Source organism: Spiroplasma endosymbiont of Diplazon laetatorius, assembly GCF_964019625.1.
Classification (GTDB): domain Bacteria; phylum Bacillota_I; class Bacilli_A; order Mycoplasmatales; family Mycoplasmataceae; genus Spiroplasma_A.
Genome location: NZ_OZ026458.1, coordinates 74,072 through 96,704, shown reverse-complemented (window position 1 = coordinate 96,704; position 22,633 = coordinate 74,072). Strand labels below are relative to the sequence as shown.

Genomic DNA, 22,633 nt, shown 5'->3' with positions numbered 1-22,633 from the left:
AACTCACCCTTTTTATTTTGCAAGTTTTAATAATTCTTTGATGTATCCTGAGAAGTCATCTACTATTTCAATGAATCTTGTATCTTTTGTTTCTAAGAAAGCTTTATTTGTTTTCATAAATTCTTCTCTCTTATCTTCAAATTTTCTACTTGCAAATGTAGCTGCTTTTTTAATTAATAATTTATTATCATATTTTCTAATATTTCATAATCAGATATGTATTAACGTTTTGTAGTAAGCATAGTTTAAATAATCTTTAAGATCTTTAAATTTTCCAATTCTTCTGTAGTAATTTAAAATATGAGTTCATTGATTTACTAAGTCAAATACTGAGTATTGAACTTGTCCTAAATACATTTCTTCTAAAGGTTCTTTTGTATCTAAGAATAAGTATGTGTCTGTTTGTCCTAAAACTTTATATGTAAATAACATATCAAATCTTACAAATCTTCTAAATTTGAATCCAAACTCTTTTAATAGTTGGGTTCTAAATAATTTATTAGATAATGTTGCACTAATATTTGAAAATGGTGCATATTCTCTATTCAAGTTATAAACTTTACCTTTTTCTAAATGAGTTTCTATAAGTTTATCTGATAAACCCGTTAATTGAACGTTGAATTCTATTAAATCAATTGTTTCATCTTCATATTTTGTTAGTTCTTGTCTTAAGTTTTTAACAAAATCAGGACTTACAGTATCACCTTGAGAGATAAATTTGATGTATTTTCCATCAGCTAAGTCAATTGCAGTGTTTCAACAAACTGCTGCTCCTTGAATTGAACTGTTTACAACTGTTTTTATATTTTTGATGTCTCAGAAATAGTTTCTTAAAATAACAAATTCTTGGTTATCTTCTAACATTTTGTCAGAGATTAAAATTATTTCATAATCATCGTCAGTTTGATTAAGAACACTTTGCAAAGTAGCATTAACGTTCTCTTCAATTTCTTGTCATGTAATAACAAATGAAACCAACATGGTATTATCCCCCTTAATTAACATATTAATTTTACACTAAATTATAGATACAAAATACCTTTTTAAAAAAATCCTTAAATAAAAAAAGCAATTTAATTGCTTTTAAAATAACAAGTTTCTTGGTGTTCTAGGGAATGAAATTACATCCCTTATGTTAGATGCACCTGTAATGTACATTATAAGTCTTTCAAAACCTAAACCAAAACCAGCTGATTTGTAGTAACCATAGTTTCTTAGACCATTATATCAATCCAATTCTTCTGGATCAATTCCCATATCTTTACATCTATTAATGATTTTTTCAAAATCATCTTCTCTTTGACTTCCACCAACAAGTTCACCGATTCCAGGAACTAATAAGTCTGCTGCCGCTACAGTTTTACCATCTTCATTTTGTTTCATATAGAAAGCTTTTATTTCTTTTGGATAGTCTGTTACAAATGTAGGACATTTGTTAACAACTTCACAAATGTATCTTTCATGTTCTGTACCTAAATCAAGACCAAATTCAATATTTGATTCTTCAAATTGGTGACCATTTTTAACTGCTTCTTGAAGAGTTTTAATTACATCTTCATATTTATTAACTGCAAATTTTGAGTTTCTAACTATGTTTAGTTTTTCAATTAATCCTTCTTCTAGATTTTCATTACAGAAATCTAATTCTTCTTTTGCATTTTCAAAAACATAGTTAATTGAATATCTAACTAAATCTTCAATTATTTTTAAGTTACCTTCTAAATCACAGAATGCCATTTCTGGTTCTATCATTCAAAATTCAGCTGCATGCTTAGAAGTGTTTGAATTTTCTGCTCTAAAAGTTGGTCCGAATGTATAAATGTTTTTAAAAGCTTGTGCATAAGCCTCACCATTTAGTTGTCCAGAAACAGTAAGACTTGCTTTTTTACCAAAGAAATCTTCTTCGTATTTACCATCTTCTCTTGTTGTAACAACAAAAGCTTCTCCAGCGCCTTCAGCATCATTTTCAGTAATGATTGGTGTATTTACATAAACATAATTTTTTTCTTGAAAAAACTTATGAATAGCAAAAGCTGCTACAGATCTTATTTTAAATATTGATTGAAAAGTTTTTGTTCTTGCTCTTAGGTGAGAAATCTCTCTAAGAAATTCAGGTGAATGTTCTTTTTTTTGTAAAGGATAATCTTCTATTGCTTGATCTAATAAAATTATCTCTTGTGCTTGTATTTCAAATTCTTGTTGTTTACCAGGTGTTAAAACAACCAAACCTTTTACTTCCACAATAGAACTAACTCTAGCTTGTGTAGCTTCTTCATAACCTTTAGTGTCATTTTTATAAACAACTTGTACATCACTTATTGTAGTTCCGTCATTTATAACTAAAAAACTAACAACTTTACCTTGTCTATTATTTCTAACTCTAGCTATTAAACTAACTTCCTTAACATCTTTATATTCTGAATATAATGTTCTAATATCTTTCATTTTGATACTTCCTTTTGCAATATTATTATACAAAAAAGAGAGTTAAAACTCTTTTCTTTTTAATTATTTTAAAAGTAATGATATTTGATCTTTTTTCTCAAACTTCAATAACTTTCATTCCCGAACTATTTCATCAAAAAGTTCATTGCCATCTTGATATCTATTAATGAATTCTGCTATCTTGTAATTAAAAGTTTTGAAGTGATACCTCATGGCTTGTGTGTGCATTGAGAAATTAAAGACTAAATGTTCGTCTTCTTCAAACTTTCTTCTAATAAGTAATTCAAAAGTATCTGCTGGACTTGTCACTTTATCATCTGTTGAATGTAAAAATAAAGTTGGGAATAAGTCTTTGTTTCCTTGTTCTCTTAAAAGGTGAAAAATACTTACTTCATGAAGATTTATACTGTCTTCATGTTTATTTTGTCTTTCAATAACTTTATTAATGAATTTTTTAGTTCTTTTTTTCGGTAAAAATCCTAAATAAATATTTCTTACGTGCATAAATAAACTAAAAACACTTCCATATGTTACATCTGAGATTACAAATTTAAAGTTAAGTTGTTTTAATTCTTCTTTATAGTACATAGAGCAATAATTAGATACAAAAGCACCCATACTAGTACCCATAAAAGCAAGTTGATCTATAGTTCTATTTTCTTTTAATCAATCTACAGCTCCCATTAGGTCCATATGTTCTTTTCCACCCATAGTTGTAGTATCGTCTTGTGAATGTCCATGACCTCTAAAATCATAAACTAAAATGTTGTATCCCATTTTTGAAAAAATCTTTGCATGGTGCAAGGCCAATGTTTTATGTCCTGCAAATCAATGAGAAGCTATAACTCATTTATTTGAGTCTTTATTTGGTTCGTATACTAGACCTGCTAACCTAATACCATCTCGTGATAAAAAGTCTACAGATTCAATATTTTCAATATCATGAAATTCCAACTCTGGTCTTTTATAGAATTTTTTAACTATTTTATTAGTAGTTAATAATTCCTTCATTCATTTTTTATCTTCTTTTGATTTGTTAAATTTTTTAATTTTTCTAGAAACAGATATAGGAGATTCTACAAAAGGTGTTTCCATACTTCCATAAAAAGTTCTAAAACCTTTTCTTACACGGTTTATTAAAGTATTCTTTTTTAATCTTTTTGATTTTTTCATAATTAATACTCTTTTCTATAAACTAATTTTCAGTATTTAAAAAATTGTAAATTAATAAGTCATTAAAGTAGTTGAAAGGAACAGAATGTGATATATGTCCTTTATAAATACTTGTATCTGGATTATCAACGATTAAAGTATGTATTGAATTTAAATATTTTGTTATGTCACTTGATGCAACTTTACCTGATATATAAATAATTTTTCTACCCATTTCTCCAAGTTCTGTAATTGCATTGTCCAATCTTGATGAGTTCCCATATCTTGTAAAGAATACAAATACATCATCATTGTTAGAAGTTTTAATTCTATCTTTTATAGTTTCATGATCACTGTCTAAAAGATAAACATTGAAGCCATTTTTATAAAAAAAGTTTGAAAGTTCATGTGCTGGACCTGATAAAAGATTTTCTCAGTAACATAAAAATATTCTTTTTGATGATTTGATTATGTTTAATGTTTCAAAAATATATTTTTTCTCAATTAAAGCATAGTTTTGCTTGATTATGTTTATGTATCCTGAAACAACATTTTCGTCATTTTTAGCTACATTTATTTCTTGGTTTTCAGCATCGTTTGCAAGAGAAATTGCAAAATCCCTAAAACCTTTAATATTTAATTTTTTTAATAGACCATAAATAGCGCTATAACCAGTTCCCGCTTCTTGGGCCATACGTTCTATTTTCATGTTTGTATCAACTATCTCTTTTAAATGTTCTTTTATATATTCAACTATTTTCTTTTCTTTAATTGTTAGATCTTTGTCATCTATTGTTGTCAATTTACTTAAAAATGATCTCATATTTTAATCTCCTTCTTTTTATTTGCTTAAATATTCATTTGTTAATTCAGCAATCATTGCTGCATTATCTGTACAGTATTCCATTTTAGGAACAATAACTTTATTTATTTGATATTTTTTTCCTATTTCTAGGAATGTTTCTCTTATCCTTGAGTTAGCACTCACGCCACCAACAACAGTTATTGTTTTTGGACTAAATTCTTTAACTGCTCTCTCGAACTTAATCATTAATGTTTCTATTGCAGTCTTTTGAAAACTTGCACAAAAATCATTAATATTAATTTCTTCTTTGTTTTGATTTAATTTGTTTATAAGATTTAAACTAGCTGTTTTTAAACCAGAAAATGAAAAGTCATATGTTTCATCATTTTTACTTATTGGAAGTAAGTATTTATTTTCATTTCCACTTTTAGCTAATTCGTCAATCTTTGGTCCTCCAGGATATTTTAACCCTAAAACTCTAGCCACTTTATCATAGCATTCGCCAACAGCATCATCTTGTGTAGATCCAATTATTTTGAAATCCAAAGGTTGTTTTAAAATTTGAATTTGAGTATGTCCACCACTAACAACTAATGCTAAAGTTGGATATTCAAACTTTTCTTCTATATTAGCACCATATATATGTCCCTGAATGTGATTCATCTCCATTAATGGTTTATCTAAATATAAAGCCAAGGTTTGAGCTACTAATTTCCCAACTATCAAACTACCAATCAAACCTGGGTTTGCAGTATATGAAATTACCTCAATTTCTTCTAATTTAATTTGAGCTTCTTTAAGTGATTCACTTAAAACTCAATGAAAATTTTCAACATGTAATCTAGATGCTAATTCAGGAACTACTCCTCCAAATTCTGAGTGTTCTTTAATTTGACTAGATATTACATTTGATAAAACTTTACCATCACTCATTATTGAGACACTAAATTCATCACAACTTGATTCGATAGCCAAAATTTTCATTTAAAATACCTCTTTTACAAAATCATATTCATTTTACTATAATTTGTAAGATAGTAAAACCCCCTAATAGAATTTTTTTCCAAATGAAAAAAAACACCACTTTAATGTTAGTGGTGCTATTAATCTATATTATTTTAATTCTAATGCAGTTTCTAAGGCCAACTCTATCATTTGCATAAAGTTATTTTGTCTTTCTTCTGCAGTGGTAACTTCTCTAGTTATAAAACTATCTGATATAGTTAATAAACAAGCAGATTGTTTTCCAGTTACAATTGCATTTGCAAATAATGCATATGATTCCATTTCAACTACATCTAATTTATTTTCTTTTGCATAAACCATTGAGTCTTCGTATCTATAGAAAACATCAGAAGAATGACATCTACCAGTATGTGTTTTTATATCGTTTTTCTTAGCCACTTCTTCAATTTTATTAAATAAATCTTTACCTGCATCAATGATATTTGAGTCAATGCTGGCAGCGATTTTTGCATAGTTACTTTCTCCGAAAGCCTCTTTTACATTGAAAATATCATATACATTGATATTTTCATTATAACTTCCTGCACTTCCAACTCTTACAATATAATCGACATCGTAAAATTTGAATAATTCATATGAGTAAATCCCAATACTTGGACAACCCATTCCACTTCCAGCTACAGTGATTTTAATTCCTTTGTAAGTTCCTGTATACATAAACATATTTCTAACTTCATTAACAAGTTTTACATCTTCTAAATATGTTTCTGCTATTTTTTTAGCCCTTAAAGGATCTCCTGGCATTAATACTATCTTTGCAATGTCTTCTTTATTTGCACTAATGTGTGGTGTAGGTATATTTGACATATTATTTTCTCCTTTTTTAATACAACCATATTTTAACTAAATAAAAAAAAGTTTCCATAGAAACTTCTTTTAACTTGTCTTAATTTTTTACCTTTGCGTTTTGTCAAAAGGTATACCACTTGCTTTTGGTGGTTTTGATTTTTTAGCAAATATCATCATAACCAACAATGAAGTAACGAATGGTAATATTCTTAGCAATGAGGCATTTGTTTTCATTCATGCACTATCTGTTTTTAAGAATGGTAATTGAGTACCAAGCGCAAACACAAATGCAAACACAAATGCAAACAATGATATTAATCCAACTCTTCATTGACCAAGAATCATAATAGCTAATGAAATAAATCCATAACCTTGAACTGATCCTGCAAAACTTCCAAGAAGTCTTGAAACAACGAATATAGCTCCTGCTAATCCAGCTATTGATCCAGATAAGATAACACATCATAATCTGTATTTTGTAACTGATATTCCAGCAGCATCTAATGCATGAGGATTTTCACCTGCAGCAATATGTCTAGTTCCTGTTTTTGTAAATGTAAAGTAGAAACCAATTCCTAATGATACAATGATTGCCATTATTAAGTAAATTGTAAACATTTGGTTAACGCCACTGTCAATAGCTATTGGTAGGAAACCAGTTGCTATATAGTTTTCTGGTCCTGTCATAGTTGAAGTTGCTAATACTAAAGCTATACCTTGAGCCAGAATATTAATGGCTGTACCAGATATAACTTGATCACCTTTTAGTTTAATTGCTGTAAAAGCATGTAGCAATGATAGTAAACCACCCATTGCAGCTCCTATAGCTAATCCAACTAATTGTAATCAGTCATTTGGGTCCGCTCCAGAAGAGTGAACAGCATATCCAAATATACTATAACCAAGAGCTCCCATTGTCATGAAACCTTCTATTCCTAGGTTTACAACTCCAGATCTCTCTGAAAACATACCAGCTATCGCAGCCAACATGAATATAGCGAAGAAAGTTGAGGTATTTGCAAATACCGAATTAATGAATTCTGTCATATTTTTCTTTTACCTCCATTAATTTCTCGAAATAGTCCTTTTTAATAATTGAACTTTCATTTTCATCTTTATCTTTTAAATTATTTTTTAATGTAGTTTTAACTTCTTTTAAGAAAGTTTGTGCTTCTTTTTTACATTCCACATAAACTTCCTTGTATCCTTTAACATCAGAATTTGTTTTATCAATTAAATCATTTGATTGATTTTCAATTTCAGATTTAAATTCTTTAAACTCAGTTTGAATTTTTTGAATATCATTTTGAGCTTTAATTTTTAATTCCTCAATTTTTATTAAAGCTGATTCATCTTTAGATAATTTAGCTTCTTTAATTTCTTCAGCTAATTGTTTTTTAATTTCTTTTATCTTTATATTACATTCTTTGTTGAAGTCTCCAACTCTACTAATATTTTCGATTATTAAATCTAGTGTAGAGAATTCTGATCCAGCTTTTTTATTGTTGAAAGATATTTTCAATCCTTTAATTGATTTTTGATTATAAGTTTCATAACCTTTTTCAATTAAATCTTTAATTTCTAATTTTAAATCTTCAATTGTTTTTTTATGTTTTCTAACGTGGAAAGTTTTTATTTCAGTATAAGCTGCAGAAAGTTTTTGAATTTCTTCTTTTTGTTCTGAACTTAGTGCTGAGATTTGTTCTTTTATTTTTACAAGTTCTTCTAATTCATTAACTTGTTTTAATAACATTTTTGTTTCTGATATTTTAGTTTTACGTAAAGATATTTCATCTTTTGTTATGATATCTTTTTCAAGATAAATCATTTGTTTAACTTTTAAAATTAAATCGAATTTTACAAATAATACATATAAAGTTGAACAGTAAATTATAATACCAAACACTAAGTCTGCAACTTCTGCATTTAGACTATTAAGCCCTGGAGTAGTTATTGCAACTGATGCTCCTTCTTTAAGAATTCCTCATAAGAATGCAACAGGTACAATTCCAAGTACATTGTTAAATGCTACTAAAGCAACAGGTATTCCGTCAAATCCAACTTGCGGAACTAAATCTTTACCAAATCCAACACTTCCTTGAATTAGGAAATAGTAGAAGAATCCACCCATACTTATAAACATTCCTTGAACTGCCATTACAAGTAAAATATAATTTGGACTTTTAATACCTGAGTACTTAGCAGCACTTGGTGAGTTACCAACTATTTTTAATCTGTAACCAGTTGTTGTGTATTGAATAACAATATAAGTTATAACAACACAGAATAGTGCACAAAGAACACATAGTGCTCAAATTGAGTTCCCCAACATAGCCATGTTTTCGTTTAGGGCTGGAGTTGAAGAAGCACTATTATTTATTGTCATATATCATTTTAATAAATATCATAAAGTTCAGTTTAATAAAATTGATGAAGCAACTTCATGCACATTTAAATAAACTTTAAGAGCACCAGTTATTGTTGAAATTGTCATCCCTGATATTATTGTTACCAAGAAAACTAACGGTGCAAATTTTAAGTCCAGAACAGCTTGAGCATCCGGGTTCGCTTTTTGACCAAGAGTGTTTGTAATAACAAAAGTCATTATTAATCCAGCCAATATTTGTCCAGATCCACCCATATTAAATATTTTTAATTTAAATCCTAGCGCCAAACCAAGACCTATAAGTGTGTAACAACCGAAGTACACTAGAGTTCTATCTATGTTTGTTGTAAGTGATCTTGAAAGTGCAATTCATATGAATTCAAATCCGTTTTGTCCATTACAGAAAACAAATAAAACCCCAACCAATAAACCTATCAATATAGACATCGCAGATGCCTTAACTAGGTTTAATTTTTCTGCAAAAGTTGAAGACTTAACAAGGGCTTCTGTTTTTACTTTTACAGTTCAAAATTTCATTTTAAACATTAGTATTTACTCCTTCCGCTTGTGAAGTCATTAATTGACCAACTTTTTCTCTAGTTGCTTGTTTTTTATCTAGTTCTCCAACTATACTTCCTGAGTTAACAACAACAACTCTGTCTGCTAGTTGTAAAACTTCTGAAAGTTCATAAGATATCAGTAAGATAGCTTTTCCTTCTTCTTTTGCTTTTAATATTTGTTCATGAATAAATTCGATTGAACCAACATCTAAACCTCTTGTAGGTTGGAAAATAATTATGAAATCATTTTCTCTTGTAAGTTCTCTTCCGATAATAACTTTTTGTTGATTTCCTCCAGATAAGTTTCTAGTAATAGTAAATCCTGCATCAGCATTTCTAACATCATAATCTTTAATAATTTTTTGAGTATGATTTTGTACTTTTGCAAAATTTACAAATCATCCATTACTAAATTTTTCAGTTCCTATATCTTGTAAAGTTGTGTTGTTTATAATATTTGAATCTAAAACCAAACCGTGTTCATGTCTATCTTCGGGTATAAAACTCATTTTGTGAGTTAAATATCTTTTTGATATTGAAGATTTAGTTATATCTTCTCCTCTGTGGTATATCTTTCCATTAACTGGTTTTGTTAAACCACTAAGTACTTCAGCTATTTCGTTTTGTCCATTACCCTCAACACCAGCTATAGCAACGATTTCTCCTTCTTTTATTTCTAAGTTGAAATCTTTTAATCCCATAATTTTACTATTGTTATGTTTTTTAACATTAACATCTTCAAATCTTATAACAGTTTCTCCAACTGGTTTTGTTGAATTGTTTTTTGCTTCAACAACATTTCTACCAACCATAGCTTTAGAAATTTCTTCAACACCAGATTTCTTAACATCATAAGTTCCAATGTATTTACCTTTTCTTATTACAGTTGCCTTATCTGCAACTTTTTCAATTTCAGCAAATTTATGTGTAATAAATATTATAGTTTTTCCCATTTTTTTGAATTCTAACATAACATCTAATAGACCATCTATTTCTTGAGGTGTTAGAACAGCTGTTGGTTCGTCAAAAACTAAAATATCTACATCTCTGTATAATATTTTTAGTATTTCAACTCTTTGCTTTTGGCCAACCGATATGTTTTGAATTTTTTTATTTAGATCAACTTCTAAATTATATTTATTCATTATCTCAGTTGTTTTTTCAATAACGGCTTTTTTATTTATGATTTCTCACCCTATTACTGACTCACAACCTAAAGCAATATTTTTTCAAACAGGTAATATATCAATTAACTTAAAGTGTTGGTGAACCATACCTATCCCTAATTGAGTTGCCTTAATTGGAGAAGTTATAATCTCTTCCTTACCATTAATTTTTATGATTCCTTTTGTTGGTTGATAAATTCCAAAAAGGATAGACATAAGTGTTGATTTACCAGCACCATTTTCACCAACAAGACAGTGTATTTCTCCTTTTTCAACTTTTAAAGTTACATCTTCATTTGCTATAACTTTTTGATTGAAAATCATAGAAATGTTTTCCATTTCAATTGCATAATTAGCCATTGTATGTGAATCCTCCCTTGTTAATTATTGTATTTACGTATGCTTCTATTATGTCTTTATTAATTAAAGTCTTACCGTAATTCTTTGCAGCAATACTTTCAAATAACTCAATTGAAGCATCTGTTAATGTTTCTGGTTTAAAAACTGATTTAATGTTTTTAGCAGTATCTTCATCCAAAAGATTATTTCCTCCAGATGACATATTACCACCAACCCATAAAGTTTGACCTTCTCATGAATATGGTTCATCAAGATCTACAGATTTATATTCAGATACTTCTCCATCTTTATTTTTTACTTCCCTTGTTAAAGTTATTTTGTCATCCAAGTGTTCTTTTAGTTTTTCCAATAAATTATTTTTGTATTTTTCCATTCAATATTTTGTATGTGCAAGACCGGCTATTGTAGAATTTTTTAAGTCTTTTTCTGCACTAGTTAAAAACATACCTTTATGTTGTGGAAATGCATCAGCTTGATTTGTATCAACACCAATAACTTTTACAGTATTTCCACCATCATGTGTCTTAGAAACTCCTAATACATCTAATGTTTGGGGTCCTGCAACAGGCATTATTACAGTTGATTTTAAACTTATTAAGTTTTTTGATATATTAACTGCATCACCTTGTGCAAATGATTGTGTATATCATAAACTATCAGCAGTATCTAAAGGTAAATTGTCTTGAGTTCTTTTAACTGTTCTATTAAGAGCTTTTTCATCCAACCCAAAACCACCATCTTTAACTTCTTTTGTTAACGTTGATTTCCCAGCTTCAGTTTCTTTATATTTATTGAAAACATCAATTGCAGCTAGATAACCCACAATGAAGTTATCTACAGCTTGTGGGTTTGAAATCCCACCAAAAGATCCTAAAGAAACATCTGTTTCCACATCTTTTTGTTGTAAAGATCAAATTATAGATCCCATTCCAGCATAAAATCCTGAAATATCTCCTCTAAAATTGAAACCAATTTCATTGTCACTAAAATTTGCACCATCCAACATGATAGATGAACCTTGTTCAACGTCTTTCATTATTTGTCCAGCTAAATATTCACCCTCACCTGGGTTTGCGTGGTGAAAACCAGGTAAAAGAATTGTTTTAGCTCCATTATTTTTTGCATTATTGTACTGATTTTTAAGTATTTTAGTACTTGCATTCTCTGGTTCTATTTTTGCTATTTTTGAATTAGCATAAGTAGGATCAACCTTAGCAACCACTTGTTGTAGAAACTCATTACCAGCTTCATAACTAGATTGATTGAAAGATTTATCAGAGATTTTACCACTATCAGTTACTAAGTAGATTTCTGAAATTACAGTAAACTTACTACAAGCAACAAGGCTTGAAGCAGATGAAATAACAACCGCTCCTGCCATTAATCCTGAAAGTAATTTTTTCACTTCTTTTTTCTCCTATATTTAATTGCGTAAATTAACTCTTGCTATTATATTTTAAAAAAAGGAACCCTCTTATTAATCACTATTAAAAAGGTTTCCTCCACGTTGCCTTTAGAAATGTATTGGTACATTGTAGAAACTCCAACCCGTTATGTTGGTTTATAAAAGCTATTAATTTAATTTACATTTTTATTATAAAAGTTTATTTAAAAATTCCTAGCAATTTTTAAATAAAAAAAAAAAAAAAATTACCCTTTAATGTCAATAAAAAATAATATTATCAATTATACTAATTAAAGGTGATAAATATGGATTTCCAAATAATTAAAAAAGATTTAAGAAAACCAATTCTTTGATTTGGTTCTATTACATTGTCTCTTATTGTGATAAGTTCAATAATTTTGTTAAGTTTGCCTTTAAAAACAGATTTAAAAATAACTTTAACTTCTCAAATAATATTAAACTTTGCACTTGTTTACTTAGCTTGTTTAATAACAAATATGAGTAAAACATCTGTTTCAATTTTCTATAATATGGAAGTAATTACAAATTTAGAAACCAAAGAAAAATCATTGGAAATAATTAGAAATAGATTTGTAATAATATTCATAACTGTTTTTTCAATAGGTACTTTCTTTATTGAGTTAACAAGCGGATCTTTAATATCAAAAGTTTCTTGAACAGAAAATGCAAAGGGAACATGATGAGTTTTCTTAATAATATTTTTAATTAACTACATATACTTATACTTATTTTTTGAAGTAACAAGATACTTGTTAGCTCAAAATGAGGATTTTAAAAAATCTTATTTAGAGTTTATTAAAAATCCACCAAAAAAAGAGGTTAGCCCTAAAGACTAAACCTCTTTTTTTATAACTATCTTGTTAATGTTTTTACCTAAAGAGTGAAACCTTTGTTCGTATTCTGTTGGTATGTTTTGTTCAACTAGTTCTTCATTAGAATAAAGATCATTTGTATGATAAAGTAACTTGAATCTAGATTCTTGAATTTGTTCTAAACTAAACTCATACAATTTATCATTATCAGTTTTTATTTCAATAACACCTTCGTCTTGAAGTAAATCTCAGTAAATATTTAGAAAATCAATATAGGTTAATCTTTTTTTGTAATGTTTTGATTTTGGTCACGGATCTGAGAAATTAAGAAATATTCCCTTTAAAGAGTTAGGTTCAAAAATATCTAATAGGTTTTCAGCAAATCTATTTAGAAATAATAAATTTGTCATTTCAATATTTTCTGTGTTTAAAGCTTTTTTTAAAGCGACTCCAATTACAGTAGTTTCTTTTTCCATAGCAATAAAGTTTTTATTTCTATTTTTCATTGATTGACCAATAATAAATTGACCTTTGCCACAACCTATTTCTAAAAAGGTGTCCTGTTTAATTTCAAATAATTCACTTGCATTAATTTTCTTTTGAGAAGTTATCATATATTTAGAATTTTCATCTATATAATCTTTTGTTCAATTTTTATTTCTTAATCTCATTTTTTACCCCTTTTATAAAAAGAAAATCATACCTATTGAAAAGAATATTGCAGTTGAAAGAGCATCTACAAGAGTTGTCAATAGTGGCGCCGCCATTACAGCTGGATCTAATTTTAATTTTTTAGCAATAATTGGTAAAGTACCTCCAATTAGTTTAGCCATAATTAAAGCAACATACATAGATATTGATAAAGTCGCTATTGTTTTTCAAAGTCTTGGTTGATTTAAATCACCATTGAATTGAATAGAATAGATTGTAATCATTCTAACGAAGTTAACTGATATTAATATAAGTCCAGTTATTGATGCTACTCTAAATTCTTTTCACAGAACCCTAGCAAAATCTTTTGTTTCTACTTCCTTAAGAGATAAAGCCCTGACTATCATTGTTGAAGATTGACTTCCAGCATTACCTGTAGTTCCAGAAATAACAGTTAACAATGGAGTTAACAACATTGTAACTATGTAGTTAATATTTTCTCCATCCACAACTTCCTTATTATCGTGCACACCATATATTTCCATAAATAAAGAAATTATAATTTGTGACAAAGTTGCAGAAACCATTAAAAACATTAATCATACACTTCTTGATCTAACCATTTTTCAAATGCTTGTTTTAAAATATTCATCATCTGTGGGACTAATACCTGCCATTTTGTGAATGTCTTCTGTTACTTCTTCTTCAATAACATCAAGCACATCATCTACAGTAACTATACCAACTAATTTTTGTTGCATGTTAACAACTGGTAGAGTTGTTATGTCATATTTTTTAAATTTTTCTACAACAGCTTCTTGATCTTCTTTTGTAGTGGCATAAAGAACTCTTTCATCCATAACTTCTGAAAGTAAAGAGTTTCCTTTAGAGAATACCAAATCTTTTAATTCAACTATTCCTTTTAAGTTATTTAAATCATCTACAACATAGAAAGTATTGTGGTCTTCAGACTCTTCATCTCTTTCTCTAATTTTTTCTATAGCCTCAGTTACGGTTCAATCTATTTTAAATCTTGTGTAATCAACACTCATAATACTTCCTGCAGTATCATCATTATATTTCAAAATGTTATTAATTTGAGCTCTAGCTTCAGGAGTAGATGCTCTTAGAATTTTTTTAACAATGTTTGAAGGCATTTCTTCTAAAATATCTACTATGTCATCTGTATATAATTCAGAAAATAACTCACTAACTTGTTTTGAAGACATTTTATTTATTATTTCTTCTTGAATGTCTGTATCTAAGTGAGGAAATATTTCACTACTTGTGTCATTTGTAAATAATCTTAAAGCTATTATTATTATTTTTTCATCTAAAGCTTCTAAAGCTTCTGCTATATCTTGTGGATAATGTACTTCTTCTAGTTCTCTTAGTTTTTTAATATCATTTTCCATTACAAGTTTTTCAATTTGTTCGGTTAACAAATTTAAACTTTCTTCTTTTTCTAACATACTATTTATCCCTTTCTATTTATTTAATAGATATCTTAATTCATCTGATATCATTTCTCTTGGTTCAATTGAACTACCTATCAACTCACCAGTAAATAATTCTATTCCTAAAGATCTTAGATGCTTATAAATTATATAACTGTTTACAGATGTTGCTATTATTTTAGCATCTAATTTGTTTGCTATTTTAATACTTTCTAATATAATGTTTTCATTTTCTTTTATAAAATTTATTTTTTTAGAAATTTCTTTTTCCATGAATATAAATTCTGGTTTATAACAACTCATTAAAGAAAAGTCTGTTTTAATTGATCCAAAATTTGAAACACTAGTTCTTATTGAATGTTTTTTTAATTCATTTATATTTTTTTCTAATAACTTTTGATTATCAACTTCTATATTTAAATCAAAATTAAATATTAATTTATCTAAATTTATTTTTAAATTTTTTAATTTTAAAATAAATTCTTCTATGTCAAAATCTTCACTTGCCATAAAGTTGCTATCATAATCTATGAAAAAATCTTTTTCCTTCACTTGTTCCTTTTGTTTTGAAAACTTTTTAAGTGATTGAAATGAAATATATCTTAAGAATAACGTTGACAGTCCCATATCAGAAATTAATTTATTTTGTTCTAAAAATAAATCTGAGTCTATTTCAATTCCATCAATCATACCATTTAAAAAATAAGATACAAAGTCTTTTTGTGTCGAAGAATATATTGGCTCAAATAAAGTCACAAACAAGTTCAAATTAGTAACCTCATTCAATGAAAGCATTTTTTTATTTTGATTTTTTTCTTTTATTATCTCCATTGGATTAACCACAATATTTTTTTCTTGATAAGTCAATAAAAAGTCATTGGCAACATGTCGGTTGTATTCTAACAAAGTGTCTAAGTTGTTTGAATGTAGACCATAGTAAGAACATACAGATTTAAGTTTTACAGAAACTTTATAATTATCAATTTTAAACTCTGTGTTTATTTGAACAAATATATTTTTTATTTTCTTTAAATATTTATTATCTTTTTCACTAAAGTTTTCATCCATTTCTAACGGAATAAAAGCACCAAAAGTTTTATAGTTTGGTTTAAAAAATATAGCGTTATCAAAATTTTCTTTTATAAGATTGTAACTTTCTTCTGAAATAGAATTAACAACTTCTTCTTTAATGTGACCACTTACTTTTGATTCAAACTTCTCAAAATTAGATATAAAATAGGTTAAATAAATTCCATATTTTATTTTTTCTTCTTGTAGTTTGTTCAAAATTTGTTCGTGAGCAGATGAAAAATTTAAATAATATAGATTGTCATATGTAACAATGTTTTGTAATTTTAAGGCATGTAAATAAATTTGGTTAATAACAGCTATATAGGCATATGCCAAGTAACCACTACCCAATCAAAATAACAAGTTTGTTAAGTTGGCTATACCTAATGGTGTTTTTATTGTAACTAGGTTTCAAGTTAAACCTATAACCAAAAGTATTATTGTAGCAATAGATCAATTTGATCAATCCGATATTTTTCTTCAAAAAATATTTATAAGGTAGTTAACAAATGGGATTATATAAGCCATAGATAACATTGTTATTGTTCAAGCATCATCTGGTTTACCAAAGTATTCTCCAAACAAAGATGAAAAAACTACAAGGTTTAAAATGTTACAAGTTAATATACCAATGCTTGATATAGGAGAAATAAATATTATTGAAACTCAGTATAAAAATGTGGGCAACAATATAGTAAGACCCAAGTTATCTGTTTTACCTCCAAGAAGACTTATTAGTATTATTGAAAAAGTTGAAATAAAACCAAGAACAAAACCAAGAAAAATTTCGTAGTATATTTTCAATTTAGAAAATAAATGTCTTGTAAGACCTCAAAATATTGTATAGCATATCGCTATTATTGTTGTATAAGAAAGACATGCAATTAATATTGATAAAATATTCATTTAAATTACATTCCTTTCTTATAAAACAATTAAACATAAAAAAATGGTGGAGATGGCGGGAATCGAACCCGCGTCCAAAATACTCCAACCCATGACGTCTACAGTTTAGTCGTCTCTAACTTACACTATAAACCAACAGAGTCAACGAGATTTAAATTTATAGCGTTAGTGATGGTGTTTCGAACAAATTTATCACTAAAATCATTTGTTCTATTGCGCTAGGTAATACGTTAATCAATGAAGCACAAACACATTTCATAACGTTGAACTGCTATAAACTTCGAGAGTTTATTAAGCTGCTAAAGCAACTCCAGCTGATGCATTATTGATCATAAATGCTGGCATTTCAAATTCATTTTTTTCTTCGTTTGCATTTTATCAAACCTAGAAGTATTAAGGTCTACCAAACCACTGCAGTCATGGGCCAGTTGTATCCTGTCGAAACCAGGACACCCCCATATCTATATTATAAAACAATATTTTAATAAATAAAGTTAGTATTGGATTTTCTGTATTACAATAATACTCACAGGGGGAAATAAATAATGGCAAAAGATTTAAATAACTTAGTAGAAGTTTTAGATATGACAAAATATGAATTGGAAGATTTAAACACTATTTTAGATGAAGGAAAAACTATTTTAATAGCTTTAGAAAAAGGTGAACACGTTACAAATAGTTTGAACGAAGGTTATTCACACTATTTGAAAGCTAATGTTGAATTAAAAGAAGAAAAAGAAAACTGTGGTGTTTGTGGTTGTGGTCAACCAGCTGATATTTTAGTTTATGCTTGAAGATAAGTTTAAATTCTTAGAGTTTTAATACATTATTTTAGTAATAATGTTGTTAAAATTTAAAATGAAAAAAATCCTTGAAGGATTTTTTTATTTTATTTTATTAAGCCTTCTTTCGACGTCTCTTTCTTTTATTGTTTGTCTTTTATCGATTAATTTTTTACCTTTTCCTAAACCAATTTCCAATTTTGCATAGTTACCTTTTAAATATAACTTTAAAGGAACTATTGTTAAACTTTCTAATTGAACTCTTTTAAGTATTTTTTTAATCTCATCTTTGTGCAATAAAAGAACTCTATTTCGAGTAGGATCTTGTTTTACATGGTTAGCAAATTCATAATTTTTAATATTCATATTCAAAATTTCTACTTGACCTTTTCTAATTAAAATAAAAGATTCTTCAATAGAAACATCTTTATTTCTTATAGATTTGATTTCAGGTCCAGTTAAAACTATTCCTGCTTCTCAAGTATCTAAGATTTCATAATTGAAATATGCTTTTTTATTTTTTAATAAAACATGCTCTCCCATTTTTATTCACCACCATTATGCAAGCACGAAGTCTATAATTCTTTTTTTAACATCAGCGTTTTTAACTTTAATTTTTATTTTTTGACCTAGTCTAAAAATTTTATTTTGTTTGTTTACCATTATGCTAGTTTTTTCATCAAAAGTAAAGTCAGCTAGTTCAGATATGTGAATTAAACCTTCTACACAATTATCTAATTGAACAAATATCCCAAATTTTAAAACAGCTGCAATTATTCCTTCAAATTCTTGACCAATTTTTGATTGCATGTATTCTGCCATACAAACTTTATTAACTTCTCTTTCGGCTGAAACAGCTTGTTTTTCTGTATCATTAATAATACTACATGCTTTTAAAACAAATTTTTCATTTTGATCTAGTTTAAAATCTCTTAAATCTTTATCTACTAAATATTGTTTTAAATATCTATGAACAATTAAGTCACTATATCTTCTAATAGGACTTGTGAAATGAGTATAGCATTCACTTGCCAAACCAAAATGACCAATGTTCTCTAATTCATATGCAGCTTTTTCCATAAACTTAAGAAGTGTTACATTTATAACATCTCTTTCTGTAGGATCTTTTATTTGATCTTCAATTTGCACTAAAGCATCTTTTATTGTTTTTGGATTAATTTTATCTAAATCGTTTAATTTAACATTTATACCTAATGCTCTTAAAATTGAATGTCATTCAATTAAGTTTTCTTCTTTTGGAACGTCATGATTTCTGTAAATGAATGGTAATTCTTTTTCAAAAATAACTGTTGCAACACACTCGTTAGCACTAACCATGAAGTTTTCAATTAACTTTTCACTAATACCTCTATCGCGTTTTGCAATATCAATTACATTTGAGTCTTTATCCAAAATAATTTTAGGTTCTGCAACATCAAACTCTATTGCTCCTCTTTCAGATCTAGCTTTGTCAATGATTTCATGAAGTTCTCTAGAAACATTTAACATATCAATTATCTCTTTAGGTCTTTGTGATTCACCTGTTGCATATAAATCATTTACTTCTTTATAAGTTAATCTAGCTTTTGAAATCATTATTGATTCATAAACTTTTTTATTTATAACATTTCCTTTTAAATCAAAATCCATTTCAGCTACCATACATAGTTTTTCTTCATTTGGATTTAAACTACAAACACCGTTTGAAAGTTTTTCAGGAAGCATTGGTATAACTTTATTTGCAAGATAAACAGAGTTACCTCTAAATAAAGCTGTATTATCTAATGGAGAAAATGGAGTTACATAGTGACTAACATCAGCAATAGCAACTATCAGTTTGTATCCGTTTTCTATTTTTTCAACATATACAGCGTCATCTAAGTCTTTTGAATCTGCTCCATCTATTGTTACTAAATTTTTATTAACTAATGAGTTTGGAATTCTTCTTTTGATTTTTGGATCGTTGTGATCAATTGGTTTTGCAACTTCGTTTGCATTATCAATTGTCAACTTATTAAACTCTGGCTTAATTTCATATTCATATGCAATTGATAAGATTCTATCAACAGCCTTGTTTGCATCCCCAATAATTTTTTGAATTCTTACAAATAATTTTCTATCTCTAACATTTAGTATTTTAACTTTTAATATTAAATCTTCTTTTAACTGAAAGTCTTTACCATTTATCATAACTATTCTGTAGTTTTTAAATCCTGGTTCGTTGGCAATGAAATCTAAAAATCTTCCATCACTACTTTTTCTGATTTCACCAACAAGAGATGTTTTAGTTCTTAAAACTATATCTTCTACCATAGCTTTAAATCTATCATCTTTTTCTTTTTGTACTGTAAAAATTACTTCATCAGAAGATATTGAACCATTAAGTCCGTTTGGGGGAACAAAAAAGTCTTCATCTTCGCTATTGAATTCTTTTATAAATCCAAACCCTTTATCATTTATTTTAACTGAACCTATTTTATATTTTTCACCAACAAAATATAAAACATTTTCCTTGGTTCAACCTATTAAATGCTCTTCTTGAAGTTCTTTTAGTGTAGTCATTACAGATTCATAATCAGCTTTTATACTTTTTGTTAAATCATTTAAATGTAATCTTTCTTTTTCTTTTACCCGAGATAGTATTGTATTTTTCATAACATTTCTTTCTATTAAAAAAACACCATTATTTTAGAACAGTGTTTGTGATTATTCCTATTGCGATCGTAATAACAAATAGTGTAATTCCTAAACTCATCATTCATATTGATGTTGTTTTGTCTATTCCTCTTTCTTTTGAGTTAGAGAATAGTTCATCGTTTCCACCATTTAAAGCACTTAATCCTGTTTGTGAACTTTTGTTCTGTACAAGACCAATAATTATCATTAATATTGCGACTACTAAAGCAAGAATTTCAAAACCTAGAATTATTTGGTTTGCTAACACTTTTTGTGATCCTGTTGCGGCAAGTAAAATCATACAAGGCCTCCATTCAATAACTATATGATACTACATTTGAGACAAAAAAAGAATGATTTTGGTGTAATCATTCTTTTAGAAATATTTTTTTATTTTAAAAATGAAACATATTCAAGTGATCTTTTTAATAAATCATATTCTAAATCTATTTTAAAACACATGAAATCAATTAATTGATTCTTGCTTTTTAATCTTGAAAAGTCAAACAAACCAACTGGGAATATATATTTTCTAAGAACAACTTTTTCCATGAAAACATTTTTCCCTACACCCATTCTATAAAACTCTTTGTCATCAAGATTTGATAATTTATCTAGAGCTACAGGAGTAAGGAATTGTGCTCCAGCAATGTCTGTTGAAGCTAAGTTTGTTGAATATTTTTCATTAAAAGCAACTGACTCAGATCTATAATCACCCTTTAGGATTCCTTTTTTCTTAATTTTTAAATTATTACACTCTTTTTGTAATTTATCATCTACAACAAAAAGTTCATCACTTGAAAGTTTGAACGTATTAGTTCTTTTTCTTCCATACCTATTATTTGACATCATAAATCCAATAGCACCATCACGATGTCATCGATCTCTATTTTCTACAAAAAGAATTGGGTTATTAATTAAATAAACCGCTTCTCTACCTTTATATTTAAAGGTTAATCTATTAATATTTTCTTTAACAACTGGCAATGGTTTTTCTGCTAAGTAATTTTTATGTCATTTTCAAATTTTTTGTATTTTAACTTCTGGGCTAGCAGAAATTAATTTGAAGTCTTCAATATCTTTTAATTCATTTTTAGAAACGAAATAGCTTTCGTAAAGTTTTTGCATCTTACCGTTTTGGTGAAGAATATGATTAAGTTTAGTACTTAACCTTTTACCTCTGTCATGCAAAATTTTTACAGAAAGACCAAAAAACATTATTCAAGCCAATAGTCCACCAACTGCTGACAATAATATTTTTGTGTTTGCTTCACTAATTGCAGAATATATTGTTACACCTATTACTCCAGCTCCTATTAGAAAACCAAAAATTATATCTAAAATCAAAATCATTCTATTTCCAATAACTCTTTTAAGAACTGAATTGGCTTGCATATCACTTTCAAAAGTATCTTTTATTTCACTAAATAGTTTTGGATCTTGCATTTAATTATGACCTAAAATTCTATTTTTACATCTTGTCTTTCGAAATCTATGATTTCAAAAAATGATTTGAATACATATCCTAATTGAGCTGCTGCTGAATTTGTTGGATATGAATTAATACTTTGATTAAAGATACTTGCATTTGAATTATATATTCTTCTTGAAGCAGATATGTCATCTTCAATGTTGGCAGTTGATCTCATCAACTCTTGAATTAATGCTGCTGATTTTATTTCTGGGTAGTTTTCTAATTGCATTGTTACTTGTTTTGAAATTTTATCTAACATTGCTGCATTTTTACCCATGTCTTTAATGCTTACTCCAGTTCTCATTGAAGTTAAAGTTGTTAGTAATTCTTTTTCAAATTTCATACTGCCTTGAACAGATTCAATTAATTTAATAAGTGTATCTCTTCTTTTCTTTAATTGAACATCTATTCCTGATTCTGCTTCAGATACTTTCATATTTAATTTCTTTAACCTATTTACATTTGCTATGTGAACAAACAAAGGTATTATTGCAAAGAAACTAATGTATCAAATAAAAGCTCCAAGCGGGTTTCTTTTTGGTTTTGTGTTTGCTAAATTATTGATATTGTTAAATTCTTGTTCTGGTGTTATTTTCATTTTTTAAACCCTTTCTTATTACAAAATTATTTTATCATTTATATGTCAAAGAAAATAAAGAATACTTTTTTTACATATATAATTAAAGTGG

20 protein-coding genes, 1 other RNA gene and 1 riboswitch are annotated in these 22,633 nt (G+C 27.6%); of the genes, 2 read left to right on the top strand and 19 right to left on the bottom strand.

The window, feature by feature from the left end; genetic code table 4:
- Nucleotides 1-12: 12 nt before the first annotated feature.
- The 10 genes from AACL10_RS00460 to AACL10_RS00415 all read right to left on the bottom strand — a co-directional run bounded on the left by AACL10_RS00460 (nt 13) and on the right by AACL10_RS00415 (nt 12,094).
- The gene (locus AACL10_RS00460) at nt 13-981 is read right to left on the bottom strand and encodes a glycosyltransferase family 2 protein (protein ID WP_338985266.1); all 969 of its coding nucleotides are present in this window, start codon (nt 979-981) and stop codon (nt 13-15) included.
- 102 nt (nt 982-1,083) lie between these two features.
- The gene (gene asnS, locus AACL10_RS00455) at nt 1,084-2,445 is read right to left on the bottom strand and encodes an asparagine--tRNA ligase (protein WP_338985264.1); all 1,362 of its coding nucleotides are present in this window, start codon (nt 2,443-2,445) and stop codon (nt 1,084-1,086) included.
- A 63-nt stretch (nt 2,446-2,508) separates the two neighbouring features.
- Nucleotides 2,509-3,618: an alpha/beta hydrolase gene (locus AACL10_RS00450; RefSeq protein ID WP_338985262.1), complete on the bottom strand. Its 1,110-nt coding sequence runs from the start codon at nt 3,616-3,618 to the stop codon at nt 2,509-2,511.
- Nucleotides 3,619-3,640: 22 nt separating this feature from the next.
- Nucleotides 3,641-4,420 carry a hypothetical protein gene (locus AACL10_RS00445; RefSeq protein WP_338985260.1) on the bottom strand — a complete coding sequence of 260 codons (780 nt, stop codon included), beginning with the start codon at nt 4,418-4,420 and terminating at the stop codon, nt 3,641-3,643.
- Between the two features lie 18 nt (nt 4,421-4,438).
- On the bottom strand, nt 4,439-5,386 hold the full coding sequence (gene tsaD, locus AACL10_RS00440; protein ID WP_338985258.1) for a tRNA (adenosine(37)-N6)-threonylcarbamoyltransferase complex transferase subunit TsaD: 948 nt from the start codon (nt 5,384-5,386) through the stop codon (nt 4,439-4,441).
- A gap of 129 nt (nt 5,387-5,515) precedes the next feature.
- Entirely contained in the window at nt 5,516-6,235 is a 720-nt protein-coding gene (gene deoD / locus AACL10_RS00435) for a purine-nucleoside phosphorylase (protein ID WP_338985257.1), read from the bottom strand.
- 87 nt (nt 6,236-6,322) lie between these two features.
- Complete coding sequence (locus tag AACL10_RS00430) at nt 6,323-7,264, bottom strand: ABC transporter permease (protein WP_338985256.1); 942 nt, start codon at nt 7,262-7,264, stop codon at nt 6,323-6,325.
- Entirely contained in the window at nt 7,248-9,149 is a 1,902-nt protein-coding gene (locus AACL10_RS00425; protein WP_338985255.1) for an ABC transporter permease, read from the bottom strand. The genes AACL10_RS00430 and AACL10_RS00425 overlap by 17 nt, the downstream gene beginning before the upstream one ends.
- Nucleotides 9,142-10,689, bottom strand: coding sequence for an ABC transporter ATP-binding protein (locus tag AACL10_RS00420; RefSeq protein ID WP_338985253.1), 1,548 nt, complete (start codon nt 10,687-10,689; stop codon nt 9,142-9,144). The genes AACL10_RS00425 and AACL10_RS00420 overlap by 8 nt, the downstream gene beginning before the upstream one ends.
- On the bottom strand, nt 10,682-12,094 hold the full coding sequence (locus tag AACL10_RS00415; protein WP_338985251.1) for a hypothetical protein: 1,413 nt from the start codon (nt 12,092-12,094) through the stop codon (nt 10,682-10,684). The genes AACL10_RS00420 and AACL10_RS00415 overlap by 8 nt, the downstream gene beginning before the upstream one ends.
- Nucleotides 12,095-12,183: 89 nt before the next feature.
- Nucleotides 12,184-12,278, bottom strand: a riboswitch (purine riboswitch).
- A gap of 121 nt (nt 12,279-12,399) precedes the next feature.
- On the opposite strand from AACL10_RS00415, the gene AACL10_RS00410 reads away from it, so the two are divergent.
- A complete protein-coding gene (locus AACL10_RS00410) occupies nt 12,400-12,951 on the top strand; it encodes a hypothetical protein (RefSeq protein WP_338985249.1) in 552 nt (183 codons plus the stop codon).
- Here the strand turns inward: AACL10_RS00410 and trmB are convergent.
- The 4 genes from trmB to ssrA all read right to left on the bottom strand — a co-directional run bounded on the left by trmB (nt 12,948) and on the right by ssrA (nt 17,469).
- Nucleotides 12,948-13,598 carry a tRNA (guanosine(46)-N7)-methyltransferase TrmB gene (gene trmB / locus AACL10_RS00405; protein ID WP_338985247.1) on the bottom strand — a complete coding sequence of 217 codons (651 nt, stop codon included), beginning with the start codon at nt 13,596-13,598 and terminating at the stop codon, nt 12,948-12,950. The two genes, AACL10_RS00410 and trmB, sit on opposite strands and share 4 nt — an antisense overlap.
- 12 nt (nt 13,599-13,610) lie before the next feature.
- Nucleotides 13,611-15,050, bottom strand: a complete 1,440-nt coding sequence (gene mgtE / locus AACL10_RS00400) for a magnesium transporter (protein ID WP_338985245.1) — start codon at nt 15,048-15,050, stop codon at nt 13,611-13,613.
- 15 nt (nt 15,051-15,065) lie between these two features.
- Nucleotides 15,066-17,012 carry an EAL domain-containing protein gene (locus AACL10_RS00395; RefSeq protein WP_338985243.1) on the bottom strand — a complete coding sequence of 649 codons (1,947 nt, stop codon included), beginning with the start codon at nt 17,010-17,012 and terminating at the stop codon, nt 15,066-15,068.
- 44 nt (nt 17,013-17,056) lie between these two features.
- Nucleotides 17,057-17,469: a transfer-messenger RNA gene (ssrA, locus tag AACL10_RS00390) on the bottom strand.
- An 88-nt stretch (nt 17,470-17,557) separates the two neighbouring features.
- On the opposite strand from ssrA, the gene AACL10_RS00385 reads away from it, so the two are divergent.
- Complete coding sequence (locus AACL10_RS00385; RefSeq protein ID WP_338985241.1) at nt 17,558-17,812, top strand: hypothetical protein; 255 nt, start codon at nt 17,558-17,560, stop codon at nt 17,810-17,812.
- 84 nt (nt 17,813-17,896) lie between these two features.
- Here AACL10_RS00385 and smpB read toward each other — a convergent pair whose 3' ends face one another.
- The 5 genes from smpB to AACL10_RS00360 all read right to left on the bottom strand — a co-directional run bounded on the left by smpB (nt 17,897) and on the right by AACL10_RS00360 (nt 22,542).
- The gene (gene smpB / locus AACL10_RS00380; RefSeq protein WP_338985239.1) at nt 17,897-18,337 is read right to left on the bottom strand and encodes an SsrA-binding protein SmpB; all 441 of its coding nucleotides are present in this window, start codon (nt 18,335-18,337) and stop codon (nt 17,897-17,899) included.
- A gap of 15 nt (nt 18,338-18,352) precedes the next feature.
- A complete protein-coding gene (rnr, locus tag AACL10_RS00375) occupies nt 18,353-20,449 on the bottom strand; it encodes a ribonuclease R (protein WP_338985237.1) in 2,097 nt (698 codons plus the stop codon).
- Between the two features lie 28 nt (nt 20,450-20,477).
- Complete coding sequence (gene secG / locus AACL10_RS00370) at nt 20,478-20,771, bottom strand: preprotein translocase subunit SecG (protein ID WP_338985235.1); 294 nt, start codon at nt 20,769-20,771, stop codon at nt 20,478-20,480.
- An 89-nt stretch (nt 20,772-20,860) separates the two neighbouring features.
- Nucleotides 20,861-21,916 (bottom strand): hypothetical protein, encoded by a 1,056-nt coding sequence (locus AACL10_RS00365; protein ID WP_338985233.1) that lies wholly within the window; start codon nt 21,914-21,916, stop codon nt 20,861-20,863.
- Nucleotides 21,917-21,927: 11 nt separating this feature from the next.
- Nucleotides 21,928-22,542 carry a LemA family protein gene (locus AACL10_RS00360; protein WP_338985231.1) on the bottom strand — a complete coding sequence of 205 codons (615 nt, stop codon included), beginning with the start codon at nt 22,540-22,542 and terminating at the stop codon, nt 21,928-21,930.
- Nucleotides 22,543-22,633 lie beyond the last annotated feature (91 nt).